This is a genomic window from Tessaracoccus sp. O5.2 (assembly GCF_964266725.1).
GTDB classification, from domain to species: Bacteria; Actinomycetota; Actinomycetes; order Propionibacteriales; family Propionibacteriaceae; genus Arachnia; species Arachnia lapidicapta.
Map to the genome: position 1 here is coordinate 51,334 of NZ_CAXWGV010000023.1, position 12,282 is coordinate 63,615.

Consider the following 12,282-nt stretch of genomic DNA (forward strand, 5'->3'; position numbering starts at 1 on the left):
GCACAACTTACCTGCGCCGCTCAGGCGGGGCCGGCGGCCTGCGCTGTTCTGCCCGATGGGTACCCTCGTGGCATGGAAGAGGCTCCACCGACGTGCTATCGCCATCCGGACCAGCCCACCCGGATCACCTGCCAGCGGTGCGAGCGCCCCATCTGTCCCTCCTGCATGGTCCCCGGCGCTGTGGGGTTCCAGTGCCCGGAGTGCGTCTCGCAGGGCCACCGTGAGACGCGACAGCTCCTGCTGCCCTACGGCGGCACGCGCGTCGGGAACCCGAAGGCGACCTCCGTCGCGCTGATCGCGATCAACGCGCTCGTCTGGGTCGCGGTCCTCCTCACCGGTGGCGCCTTCGGCACGCTCTACAACCTGCTCGCCCTGGTCCCGGAGGGCCTCTGTCCCGTGGGCGACCGCGTCCTGCTCACCGGACCGGCCGGATGCGCCGCCGAGGGCTACAGCTGGCTCCCCGGGGTGGCGACGGGGGCCCCGTGGCAGGTCCTGACGTCCGGCTTCACCCACGCCGCGGCCTGGCACCTCGGGTTCAACATGCTCGTGCTGTGGCTGCTCGGGCCCACCATCGAGCAGGTGCTGGGCCGAGCCCGCTACCTGGCGGTGTACCTGGTGGCGCTGCTCGGCGGGTCGGCGGGCGTCATGCTCCTGTCCCAGCCCTACTCGTCGTCGGTGGGCGCCTCGGGCGCGATCTACGGGCTGATGGGCGCGCTGCTCCTCATCGCGATCCGTCACAAGGGCGACGTCCGCGGCATCCTGTTCTGGCTTGGGCTGAACGTGGTGCTGTCGTTCACCTGGTCCGGCATCTCGTGGGAGGGACACCTCGGCGGCCTGGCCGGCGGCATGGCCGCGGCCGCGATCATCATGTACCTGCCGAAGGGCCGCCGGCGGCTGCAGTGGCCGCTCGTGGCCCTGCTGGCTGCGGTGTTCGTCGCGGTCATCGTCGCCCGGGCCATGCAACTCGCCCCCTGACGCGCGGACTCACGGTGCAGGCCGGCGGCACACACACACGCTGTCCTCGGGCGTGCGGAGCTCGGTCGACCTCGGCGCCGCGGGAGGGGCGTCCATTCCGGTGGTCGCCGCCGCCGACGGGGTCGTGGTGCGCATCGGCGGCGCGGGGTCCTTCACCCGCTGCCACGTGACGATCGAGCACGAGGACGGGTGGCAGACCAAGTACTTCCACCTCAAGGCCATCCCGACCGGACTCGCGGCGGGGCAGCGTGTGACGGCCGGCACCCAGCTCGGCATGACGGCGATGCCCGGCTCCGAGACCTGCGGCCGCGGCAGCTTCCGGCACGTGCACTTCATGCTCATGCGCAGCGGTGTCGAGGTTCCCATCAACGGGCTGTCGATCGGTGGCTACACCGTGCGCGACTACGGGGGCGCCTACTGCGGTTACTGGACCCGCAACTCTGACGGCGCGGTCGTCGCCGACGCGCGACGCACGTGCTACGCCGTGCCGAAGGTCACCAACAATCTGATCAACCCCTCCACCCTGGCCGGCACGAGCGAGGACGCCTCCCGCTCCGACGCTCGACCCGAGTTGGCGCCCGCGGACACCATCGACGCCGTCGCGCTCTACACCACCGAGGGCCTCCACACGGTCTCAGGCCGCTCGTGGCGCACCGAGTGCGAGCCCTACTCGCAGACCACGCGGTGCCGCACCGACATCTGGGCCTCGACCGTCCAGTCGGCTGGGGGCACCCTCAGCGTGGTCGAGGGGTGGACGTTCAACAACCTCACCTACGTGGCCTCACCGCGGGCGCTGTGGGCGGGGAACCCGCTCGGCTACACCGGCAGCTGGACCGCCGACGACGGGCGCCAGTGGCGCACGGAATGCGACACCGCCGTGACCGGCGGCAACGGGTGCCGGTCCTACACCTGGTCGAACGTGGCCGTGGCCGTGCCGAAGTCCGGCGGGGGCTACACCTACCGGTGGGAGTACAAGGAAGTGTTCAACAACATGGTCCGGTTCTCCTGACCGGGCCCCCCGGGGGGCCGGCGTCCCCGGTGGTAGGTTGCGGGACATGTCCGACGACCCGCACGACCAGCTCGACCCGGCGCTACGCCGGGCCCGCTATGGAGGCGGCGACGGGGACCGCTTCGTCGGGCTCTGGCTCTCCATCATGGTGGCGGCGCGCCAGCTGAAGCTCACGCCGTCGCTCGCCGGGGTGCGCCGCACGCTCGACAGCTTCTTCCGGTCACGGGACCTGCGGGCCGCTCTCGACGCCGTGGGCGAGGCGCCGGTCGTCGATCAGCTGCGCGACGCGGCCACTGTCTACTTCCAGACCTTCCTCACCGACCCGAACTACTCGTCGGTCGTGTGGGGGATGAACCGGCTCCAGCCCGACCAGCTCCGGGCCAAGGCCGCCAAGGACGCGGCCCAGATGCTGGTGGCGCTGGTGGGGAGCCGCGCCGGGGGTCTCAGTGCGTCCCTTCCTGCCGTGCTCATCGACGGCTTCGTCGAGGTGTTCGGCGAGCCTGGCCGCGAGGCGCTCCGCGCGGCCGCGGCCACCAGGCAGTCCCTGTCCGGGCTGAGGATCTGATCAGTCGGCCGCCGGCGCCGCCCGCCGGGCCGGCGCGCTGTGCAGCGCCAGCTGGATGCGTCGTGCGAGAGCCGGGGCAAGATCCCGGCCCGCCGCTCGCGCCGCCCGGGTGAGGCGCAGGGTGGCCTGGTCGGCCTCTGCCCACCGCCCCGCCCTGGCGTGCGCCAGGATCTCGCGGGCTGCCAGCTCGTCGTCGTCCGGGGCGGCCAGGCGCCCCCTGCCGACGGCCCAGAGCGCCAGGTCGACGTCTGCCCGCTCCAGGGCGCGATCCGCCAGGACGCACGCCGCATCGACGATCATCGCCGTCATGTCGGCGCGAACCTGGTGGGCCCAGACCCATTGGAAGGCGAAGCTTCCCAGCGGCTCGCCCCGGACCATGCCCAGGGCCTCGGCCAGCGCGTGGTCCGACGCCAGAGGCACCCCGCCGCCGAGCACAGCGCGGAACCGCTCCCAGTCCGACGTCACCCGCTCATCGAGCGCGACGCGCCCGGAGTAGGCGTCAGGGAGGTAGTTGGCTCCGTCCGCGTCGGTGCCGAGCCAGCCCCGGAGCCGCGACATGTTCGAGCGTCGGGTGGGCTCGGCGACCAGCAGCGAGCGCGTCATGGCCGAGGGGGTGCTGCCCGGGTGCTCCAGCAACCAGGCGCAGTACTCCAGACACTGGCCCACCGCACGGGACGGCTTCGGGCCCGCCGCGCCCTCGAGGGCGACGTCGCCGAGGAGCAGCAGGGTGGGGTGGTCCGGAGCGGGAGGCGGCGCTGGCATGTCGGGAGACTCCTCGGGCGCGGAGTGGAGAGGGAGCGGGGTGATGTTGCCGGTGTGCTCCGGCCACCACGGGGCGGGCTGGGTCTCGGTGGTGCCGGTCAGGTGGAACAGGCCGAGGAGCGCCCGCTTGGCGGGCCGCTGCAGGAGCTGCGGGGCGAAGGTGAGGCCGTCCCAGCGCCCCTCGGCGGCCGCGACGTCGACCACAGCGGCACGGATGTGGGGCGGCGTGGCTGCAGCGACCAGCACGGAGACGCCGACGTCGCCGAGTGCGAGCGCATCGCCGAGCGCATCGAACTGCACCGCTGAGATCGGCGTCGGGAACACGACGACGGTGGGCTCGAACGCTGTCGCGGTGTCCGGGTCTGCCCGGAGCGTCTGCACCGACTCCTGACCCATCGCCAGTCGTCGCTCGGAGCACGTGCGCGCGAGCATGGCCAGCCCCTCGTCCACGGTCCCGATCGCCGTCACGCGCGGATCGTCCAGCGAGTCGGCCCAGTCGTGGCCTCCGACGATCGTCACGCGCACGGCCTCGGCCCACGTTCCGCACACCAGCCCCGTGATCGCCGCCGCGATCGCCGCCTCGGATTCGGGGCCCGTGACGACGGTGGCCCGCTCCTTCTCGAGGTCCAGCAGGACCGGCTCGCCGCCCGGCCTCCAGCCCAGGACGAGCGTCGTGGCCGCGGGGTCCGTGGGCAGCGCGGCGGCGCCGTGAGCGCGCCCCGCGAGCGCGGTCCAGAATCGGGTGAGCTCCTCCGAGCCGGGGATGATGCGCCGGCCCACCGCCCGGCCGAGTACCTGCAGCCGCCGTCGGGTGGCGAGCCCCGCGAGGATGCCCGCGGCAGTCAGGGCGCCCAGGGAACCGAGCAGCGCGTCCGACGCGTCCTGGTCTGCGGACAGGGGAGCGGAGCCGCCATCCGTTCCGGCGGTGTTCGCGGCGCCCGGCTGCCCCTCGATGGTCACCGTGGTGCCTGGCGCCGCCGGAGCGGGCCCGGACGCCGTGGGGTCCTGCCCCTGCACGTCCGGGCGTGCCGCGTCGTCTCCCGGCTGGGGGACCTCCGCGGCGCCCGGGTCCGGCTGGGAGGGGGCTGACATGTCGGGCGGGACGTCGGTGGCCACGTCGCTGCCCGCGACCGGGGCATCGGCGCCAGGAACGACCAGCCGCCAGCCGACGTCGATCACGTCCGGGTCGTCGACCCGGTCCCGGTTGGCGCTGTGGATCTCGGGCCACCGCTCGCCGTCGCCGAGTTCCCGCTCCGCGATGCTCCACAGGGTGTCCCCGGCCTCGACGGTGACCACCGCGTCGACGGCGGGGGCGGGGAGCAGGAGCGTCGCGCCGGGGCTGAGGGCGGACGCCTCGGAGAGACCGTCGTTGAGGGCCACGATGTCGCGCCATCGTTCACCCGCGCCCAGTTCGCGTTCGGCGACGGTCCACAGCTCGTCGCCGGGCTGGACGAGGTAGCGCCGCGCTGCATCGGGCGCGCGGTCCGGCGCCTGGCCGGGGGCGGCGACGCCTGCGGCGGCCGCTCCGCTCACCACGTGGTGGACCACCGGGCCAGGGTCGGCGGCCGCGACGGTTGGCGCGGCCGCGGCGGCAGCCACCAGCGCCGCGATCCCCGGCCGCAGCCACCCGGTGCCCGGGAGGTGGATCCTGATGCGCTGCCGGCTGACCGCGGCGACGATCTCAGCGACGGCGGTGACGGCCACCACGGCCCAGGCGAGCCATCCGATTCCGCTGAGGAGTGCAAGCACGGTGCGGCTGTCCAACGCGACGAGCAGCGCGGTGCGCCAATCCGCCGTCATCAGGTCTCCCGCGTTGCCGACCGCGAGCAGGAACCATGGGACGCCGACGAGCAGCCCTGCCAACGCGGCGGCGGCGGCGATGGCCCGGATGAATCTCATGGTGTCCTCCTCGCGCGCCGCGTCAACGGGGCAGGCGATCCGAGACGTAGGCGGTGATGACGGTGATGATGACGAGGGCCACCGCGGCGGCGCCGGCCAGCAGGATGGCGTTCTCGGTGCTCTGGCTGAGGCCGCGCTCGTCGCGGTGGCGCAGCTGGGCGTGCGGGTACTGCAGGGAGACGAGCGTCCCGATGAGCTGATGGATCGTGGTCATGGTGTCCTCCTTGGTGGTCAGTCTTGCGGGTGGTCGGGTCATATCCGGGGTTATCCACAGCGCCACGGGTATCGCCCGGCGAGTTGTCCACATGTGCCGGTTGCTCTTGACATCACGTGCCGAGCAGCGTGAGCAGGGGCGGGATCAGGAGCGCGAGGCCGAGGATCATGGCCGGGATCGTCATCCACAGCGTCATCGCCTCGCTGGCCTCCTGGGCGGCGGCGCGCTGCGCGTTGAGATGGGCGTCGCGGAGTTCCCGTACCCGGGCCTGCAGCACCTCGGCCAGCCCGGCGCCCTGCTCCTCGAGCTGCATGACGTCGGCGAAGTCGGCCAGCTCCGGGACGTTCCATTCCCGCGCGACGTCCCGCAGTTCGTTCCAGGGCTGGGTCTGTTCCATCCTCGCCCGCTCAAGGCCCACGGCGATCCGCTGGAACAGCGGCGCACCGGAGATCGCGGCCGCGTTGGCGGCGGCCTGAGCGGCGGAGGAGTTGGCGAGCCGTTCCAGGACCACCAGGTCGAAGAAGGTGTGGATGCCGTCGGTGGCCGCGCGACGCTCCTGCTCCGCGCCACCCCGGAGCCGCACATCCGCCACGAAGTACCCGAGCGTTCCGCCGATGAGGGCCGCTGCAAGCGGCGCCGGGCCGACGGCGTTGCCCAGCGCCCACTGCGTCGCGGCCCACACCGTCGGCAGCCCGACGCCCGCGCCCGTCCAGACGAGCTTCTCCACGAAGAAGTCCCCCACGCTGCGGCCCTGCATGAGCAGCAGCTGCTGCTGCCGCGCGGTGAGCGGCAGGCGCAGCCGCCGCTGCAGGCGCCCGGCCACGCCCTCGACGCCGCCGGCCGCGGACGCCGGCCCTGCGGTGTCGCGCCGCTCGAGGGCCGCCAGGGCGTCGCCCAGCCGCACCGGGGCGGCGAAGAGCCCGCGGACCATGAGCGTCAGTCCCAGGCCGGCGACCATCCCGCTGACGATGGCGGCGCCGATCATGCCGCGCTCCGCAGGAAGCGGGGCGCCGGCGCGGGGATGGTCATGCGCCGGAGCACCACCAGGCAGCCGAGGTAGGCGGCCGCGAGCACTGCGGCCAGCACCTGACCCAAGGGTGTGGCGTACGGCGCGAAGAACTGCGGGTTGAGCAGCAGCGCGCCCAGCAGCACACCCAGGGTGATGAAGGTCACCTGGCGGACCACGACCCGGGGTTTCGCGCGCTCAGCCGACACCTCACGCAGGGCCGCCAGCCGGGCCTGGATGCTGTCCGAGACCGCGCCGAGCGTGGCGCGTGCCCCGGCCCCGCCCTTCGCGGAGGCGATGGCGAGCGCGGCGACGACGGCGTCGGCATCCGCGGAGGCCAGTTCGTCGGCCAGGGCGAAGAGGGCCTCTCTCGTGTGCCATCGCTGGTCCATGCGGGTGCAGAGCCGGGACACGGGCTCGTTCAGGACAGGGGAGACCTGGTGGCGCGTGGCGAAGATGGCGTCGCGGATGGACTTGCCCGACGACAGCGACGTTCCGATCAGGCGCACCCACCGGTCCAGCGCTGCCAGGACCTCCACCTCGCGGTTCGCGGGAGCGCTGAGCAGGAGCGGCACGCCCACGGTGACGGCGGGGACCAGGATCAGGGCGAGCGCCCATCCCGTGATGATCGCCACGGCGAGCGTCGCCGCCGCGACGCCCCCGAACCACCAGCGCCGCGACGGTGGCATCGCTGTCCACCGCTGGCGCGATCTTGTCCACAGGCCTGTGGATGACTGTGTGGACAGCCGCACCGAGCGGCGTGCACCCAGCACGACGAGCAGAACCCCGAGCCCCACCGTGGACCCCGCCGCGGCGGCGAGGATCACGTCCATGACCCGCTCCGGTCGAACTGGGCCAGTTCCGCCGCCATGGTGGCCTCGGGCTGGAACACCTCGACCCCCGACGCCCCGGGAGCCCGGTAGACGAGGTGCGTGACCGGACGGCCCGCCTCGACCGCGCCGGTCAGCTGTCGGACCTCCGAGACGTATCGCGTCCGTACCCCGCCGCGCCACGCGTCGTCCTGCAGCGTCACGTGCACGATGAAGTGGAGGTGGTGCGCGATCTGGTGCATGGCGTCGTCGACGCTGAGCACTCGGCCCTGGGCGACGCGGGCGGCCAGCCGGTCGATGGTGGACGACGCCGAGTGGGAGTGCGTGGTGGCGAGGCACCCGGCGCCTGACTGCATGGCCTCGAACATCGCGCCGGCCTCGGAGCCGCGCACCTCTCCGACGACGATGCGGGCGAGGTTCTGGCGCAGGGCCTCGGGGATGAGGTCCGCGACCGTGTAGGAGCCGACGCTGGCGCCGCCCGAGGTCTCGCCCATGCCCACCCTTGCCTGCAGCGCCAGGATGTTGCGACGGTGCCCGAGGAGGTGGGTGAGCAGCTCGTAGTCGGTCTCGAGCGTGCCGAAGCGCTCGGAGGGATGGATGGCGGCGATGAGCGCCCGCAACAGCGTCGTCTTGCCGGCGCCCTGGTCCCCGGAGATGACGATGGACTTGCGGGCCAGGACCGCCGAGCGCAGCAGCCGGGCCACGTGGTGGGGCAGCATGCCGTCGCTCGCCAGGTCGTCGAGGGTGACGTCGGTGAGCAGGTGCTGCCGGATCACCACGCTCGGCCGGAAGGACAGGCCGAAGCCGATCGCGTGCAAACGGAACCGGTCGCCGAGTGCCAGCGTCATCGTGGGGTGCACGTCGTCGAACGGCCTGGGTGGGGTCGCGGTCTCGCCGAGGAACCGGATGGCGTCGACCAGCTCCTCGTCGGTGTCGGCGACCGGCCGGTGGCTCTCGCGATGGCCGTCGCCGTACTGCACGGTGACCGTGTCGCAGCCGTGGATCTCGATGTTCTCCGCGTCGGGGATCTCGAACAGCGGCTGCAGCCGTCCGTATCCGAAGATGGCGCTCTCGACGGCGTCGGCGTAGCGCGTCTCCAGGTGGAGCGGCCAGAGCGCCTCACCCGCCTCGTTGAGCCGCTGGGCGCGGGCGTGGACGACGCTGCGGATGATCGCGCGCCCCTGTGCCCGCCGGTCCGCGTCCGGCATCGGCTGTCCCCGGCCGGCCTGCCACTCGCCGGCCGCGCGGGTGATGAGCTCGACGGCCTCGCGGCGGAGCCCGACGACGACCTGCCAGTCGACGTCCGCGGGTGCCTGGGGCTGGGTACCCGCGCGCCGCGGTGCGGGAGGCGGGGCCGCCGGCAGGTGCGCCTCGTCGGGGGCCAGACCCAGCCGTCCCAGGGCCCCGGAGAGGGGCGGAAGCTGGCCGAGCGTCATGACGCCACCCCCGCGACCGCCGCCGTGTGTGCCCGGCCGCGGGCCATCCGCTCGGAGAGGCCCTTGGCCTCGGCGCGGATCCGCGACATGAAGCCCGCCTCGTGGAAGCGGCGCGGCTCATCGGCCCCGTCGCTCAGCACCTCCGCGGCGCGTGGGTCCCACGCCGGTTCGAGCCAGCAGGGCATCGCGAACTGCGCCGAGATCTCGGCGGCGGAGTACGGCCGCCCGGGGCCGACGACGGCGAGGGCCACGGGCGGCGTCGTCGGCAGGGCCCGGACCTGCTCGCCGAGAGTGGCGAGGTGGATCTGGGCGGCGGCCAGCGACCGCAGCGTGGACCGGACGCAGAGCACGACGGCGTCCGCGGCGGCGAGCAGCCCCATGGGAAGGCCGTTGACCCCGATTCGCCCCGCGTCCACCACCACGTCGATCCCGCGGGCGTCCAGGCCGGCGAGGGCGTCACCCACCGCGCCCCACACGTGTTCGAACAGCCGTGACGACCCGGCGGAGGTGAAGCCGGGGAGGAACCGGCGCTCCGGCTCACTGGACTGCGTCAAGGGCAGTGTCTGCCGCCACACCTCCGGGCCCAGCGCCGCCCCGTCGCGGTGCAGGTGCGCGAGCGACACCAGGCCCCGCCCGCCGTGTTCCAGGCCGCGCAGGTACCCGGCCTGCACGGCCTGCGCCGGATCCCGGTCGCAGTCCGCGAGCAGTACGTGCCGCGGCCAGGTCAACGCGAGGCCGAGGGCGGTCGTCGTCACTCCCGGCGCCCCGGTGGCGGAGGTGAGCAGCAGCACGGCCATCAGCGGCCCTCCGTCACCACGACGAGCGCCAGGAGGTCCGCGGCCGACAGGCGGGCGACGGTGGCGGCCTCGGCATCGGCGACGCGCACGTCGACGGCGTAGGTCATCCCGTCGTCGAGCAGCGTCGGCCGGGCGGCGACGACGGCGGACGTGTCCGCGGAGCCGCCCTCCGCGAGGCCGACCAGGCGTACCGGCGTCCCCGGCGGCATGTCGGCGGTCGGTAGCTTGCCCAACGGCAGCCGGAGGCCGACCAGCGACTCGCCGTCGGGCAACGGCTGCTCGCCCACGTGCCGGGACAGCGGGAAGGACCCGGCCGGGAGGTCGGTCAGCGTGCGCTGCCCGACGAGCGTGGGGAGGTCCGCCGCACCGAGCGCTTCGACCGTCATGGTGCCCGGGACCTCGACCACGGCCAGGTCCTCCCGCGTCAGCGCGTCACCGCGCCGGACGTCCGACGCCATGACCACGACGGCGCGCTGGTCTGCGTTGAGTGACACCAGCGCCGCGGCACCCACGCCGCCACCGACGACGAGCAGCGCCCCCAGCGCGACGAGTGCGGGGCTGCGGCGGGCCCGCAGCTGTACGCCGGACGGCCTGGGCGCCACCTCCTGAGGAGAAGCTGAGTGTTCGGTCTGTTGATGCACGCCGTGATCCCCCTTCCGGCCGTCAATGTAGGCAGCCGGGTGGGTCACATTCCGCCCCTAACCATCAACTGTGGATAAGGCGGGACGATTTGATCGTTTTTTCCACAGTCTTGTCCACGGTTTGACTCTCTGAGAAACCTGAGAGATTCTTGGCTTCGACACGTTGTAGGACACCCTGGGAGACCCCTGTGCGCAGATGGATCGCCGCGATCGCCACCACGGTGGCCGTCGCCGTCGGATCCGTCGCCGCCACCAGCGCCCAGGCCCTGCCGATCGCGCCCACGCCCGCGGCCCCCGTGACCGGGATCCCTAACCCGTGCGCATCCACGAAACCCTTCCCGGACGACGCGCCGATCGCTGATGTCGCGGCCCAGCTGGCCGCGAACTTCGGCTTCAAGCTGGCCGGCAAGCAGTGGACCGAGCAGCGCCGCGCGTCGATCAAGATCCTGTGGGAGACGCTGGACGCCATGGAGTGCACGCCCTACCGGGCCGATCTCCAGTCCAAGGTGAGCGGCACCGTCGGCCTCAACGCCACCAGCATCTCGGGCTACGCCTGGGGAGACTGGAGCCTGACCCGTACGGGCTACGTCAGCCTGGACTTCGGCAAGTTCCAGCGCGCGCTCGACTCCGGAGACGAGGGCCGGCTCGTGCGCCTCGTCGTCCACGAACTCGGCCACGTCCGCAACTCGGACCGCTACCAGGAGCCGGAGTACTGGACGGCGTTCACCAAGCTGTTCCGCCAGGAAGGCCGCTTCTCGGAGTACGCCGGACGCAGCGTCACCGAGACCTTCGCCGACGTCGTCGGCTACTACGTCGGCCGCTGCGCGTTGGACAACCCGTACGACACGGGCGCCCACGACGCCTACTACGAGTACGCCAAGACATACATCTTCGGTGGCAAGGAGTTCGGCCCTGCCCCGGGCGAGACGCCGAACTGCACCCTCCCCGTCGACGGCGCCGAGCCGCCGATGCCCGGCAACGAGGTCCCCGGCTGGCTGGAGGGCCTCAGCGGCGAGTAGCCACGCCCGGTAGCATCGACGGCGTCCCACGTCCCGCTTCACGGAGGAAGCCATGCCCGACGTCGCCGCCTACGCCATCGACTCTCCCACCGGCCGCCACGCCAAGACCACCATCACGCGCCGCGACCCCGGCCCCACAGAGGTGTTCTTCGACATCCACTACACGGGCATCTGCCACTCCGACATCCACACCGCCCGCGGCGAGTGGGGCCCGATCACCTACCCGTTCGTCGGCGGCCACGAGATCGCCGGGGTCGTCAGCCAGGTCGGCTCGGAGGTCACGAAGTTCGCGGTGGGCGACCGCGTCGGCGTCGGCTGCTTCGTCGACTCCTGCCGCGAGTGCGACATGTGCCGCCAGGGTGAGGAGCAGTTCTGCACCGGCCGCCCCGGCACCGTCTGGACGTACAACGGCGTCGGCCGCGACGGTGAGCCGACGGCGGGCGGCTACTCGACGGGCATCACGGTCGAGCAGGACTACCTCATGCGCGTGCCGGACGAGATGAGCCTCGAGCACGCGGCCCCGCTCATGTGTGCCGGCATCACCCTGTACTCCCCGCTCAAGCGCTGGGGTGCCGCCCCGGGCAAGCGCGTCGGCATCGTCGGCATGGGCGGGCTCGGGCACATGGGCGTGCAGATCTCGGCCGCCATGGGCGCCGAGACCATCGTGCTCGGCCGCTCGCTGGCGAAGCGCGACGACGGCCTGCGGCTGGGCGCCACCGACTACGTCTCCACCCAGGACCGCGACGCCATGAAGAGGCTGCGCGGCAGCTTCGACCTCATCGTCACGACCGTCTCCGACGGCGTCGACCTCGACGGTCTGCTCAAGCTGCTCAAGGCCCACGGGGTGCTGGTCAACGTCGGCCTGCCCGAGCGTCCGTCGTCGATCCACCTCGGCGTGCTGACCGGTCAGGCACGGGTGCTGGCCGGCTCGAACATCGGCGGCATCCGGGAGACGCAGGAGATGCTCGACTTCTGCGCCGAGCATGACCTGGCGCCCATGATCGAAATGATCGGCGCCGACCGGATCGACGAGGCCTACGACAACGTCGTCGCCTCCAAGGTCCGCTACCGCTACGTCATCGACATCTCGACGATCTGACGCGGGGGCCGCACCTTAGCACGCCCGCCC

12 protein-coding genes are annotated in these 12,282 nt (G+C 72.8%); 5 read left to right on the top strand and 7 right to left on the bottom strand.

Features of this window, described 5'->3' with window-relative positions; all coding sequences use genetic code 11:
* Positions 1 to 72 precede the first annotated feature (72 nt).
* Genes ACFQPD_RS08700 through ACFQPD_RS08710 form a run of 3 tightly spaced genes read left to right on the top strand, consistent with a single transcriptional unit; the run spans position 73 to position 2,549 of the window.
* On the top strand, positions 73 to 975 hold the full coding sequence (locus ACFQPD_RS08700; protein WP_385900138.1) for a rhomboid family intramembrane serine protease: 903 nt from the start codon (positions 73 to 75) through the stop codon (positions 973 to 975).
* Between the two features lie 52 nt (positions 976 to 1,027).
* The gene (locus ACFQPD_RS08705) at positions 1,028 to 1,984 is read left to right on the top strand and encodes a M23 family metallopeptidase (RefSeq protein WP_385900139.1); all 957 of its coding nucleotides are present in this window, start codon (positions 1,028 to 1,030) and stop codon (positions 1,982 to 1,984) included.
* A 46-nt stretch (positions 1,985 to 2,030) separates the two neighbouring features.
* Positions 2,031 to 2,549 carry a DUF6553 family protein gene (locus tag ACFQPD_RS08710; protein WP_078919939.1) on the top strand — a complete coding sequence of 173 codons (519 nt, stop codon included), beginning with the start codon at positions 2,031 to 2,033 and terminating at the stop codon, positions 2,547 to 2,549.
* Here ACFQPD_RS08710 and ACFQPD_RS08715 read toward each other — a convergent pair whose 3' ends face one another.
* The 7 genes from ACFQPD_RS08715 to ACFQPD_RS08745 form a co-directional block, all read right to left on the bottom strand.
* Positions 2,550 to 5,210, bottom strand: coding sequence for a LysM peptidoglycan-binding domain-containing protein (locus tag ACFQPD_RS08715; protein ID WP_385900141.1), 2,661 nt, complete (start codon positions 5,208 to 5,210; stop codon positions 2,550 to 2,552).
* Between the two features lie 22 nt (positions 5,211 to 5,232).
* The gene (locus ACFQPD_RS08720; RefSeq protein WP_141680087.1) at positions 5,233 to 5,424 is read right to left on the bottom strand and encodes a hypothetical protein; all 192 of its coding nucleotides are present in this window, start codon (positions 5,422 to 5,424) and stop codon (positions 5,233 to 5,235) included.
* Positions 5,425 to 5,536: 112 nt separating this feature from the next.
* Complete coding sequence (locus tag ACFQPD_RS08725; protein ID WP_353082991.1) at positions 5,537 to 6,409, bottom strand: hypothetical protein; 873 nt, start codon at positions 6,407 to 6,409, stop codon at positions 5,537 to 5,539.
* Positions 6,406 to 7,263: a type II secretion system F family protein gene (locus ACFQPD_RS08730; protein WP_385900142.1), complete on the bottom strand. Its 858-nt coding sequence runs from the start codon at positions 7,261 to 7,263 to the stop codon at positions 6,406 to 6,408. Before ACFQPD_RS08730 ends, ACFQPD_RS08725 begins: the two co-directional genes overlap by 4 nt.
* The gene (locus ACFQPD_RS08735; RefSeq protein WP_385900144.1) at positions 7,254 to 8,696 is read right to left on the bottom strand and encodes a CpaF family protein; all 1,443 of its coding nucleotides are present in this window, start codon (positions 8,694 to 8,696) and stop codon (positions 7,254 to 7,256) included. Before ACFQPD_RS08735 ends, ACFQPD_RS08730 begins: the two co-directional genes overlap by 10 nt.
* Positions 8,693 to 9,493, bottom strand: coding sequence for a hypothetical protein (locus ACFQPD_RS08740; protein WP_385900145.1), 801 nt, complete (start codon positions 9,491 to 9,493; stop codon positions 8,693 to 8,695). The genes ACFQPD_RS08735 and ACFQPD_RS08740 overlap by 4 nt, the downstream gene beginning before the upstream one ends.
* On the bottom strand, positions 9,493 to 10,095 hold the full coding sequence (locus ACFQPD_RS08745; RefSeq protein ID WP_385900146.1) for an SAF domain-containing protein: 603 nt from the start codon (positions 10,093 to 10,095) through the stop codon (positions 9,493 to 9,495). Before ACFQPD_RS08745 ends, ACFQPD_RS08740 begins: the two co-directional genes overlap by 1 nt.
* Positions 10,096 to 10,322: 227 nt before the next feature.
* Here ACFQPD_RS08745 and ACFQPD_RS08750 point away from each other — a divergent pair, with 227 nt between their 5' ends.
* The gene (locus tag ACFQPD_RS08750) at positions 10,323 to 11,153 is read left to right on the top strand and encodes a hypothetical protein (protein ID WP_385900148.1); all 831 of its coding nucleotides are present in this window, start codon (positions 10,323 to 10,325) and stop codon (positions 11,151 to 11,153) included.
* 52 nt (positions 11,154 to 11,205) lie between these two features.
* Positions 11,206 to 12,252, top strand: coding sequence for an NAD(P)-dependent alcohol dehydrogenase (locus ACFQPD_RS08755; RefSeq protein ID WP_385900149.1), 1,047 nt, complete (start codon positions 11,206 to 11,208; stop codon positions 12,250 to 12,252).
* Positions 12,253 to 12,282 lie beyond the last annotated feature (30 nt).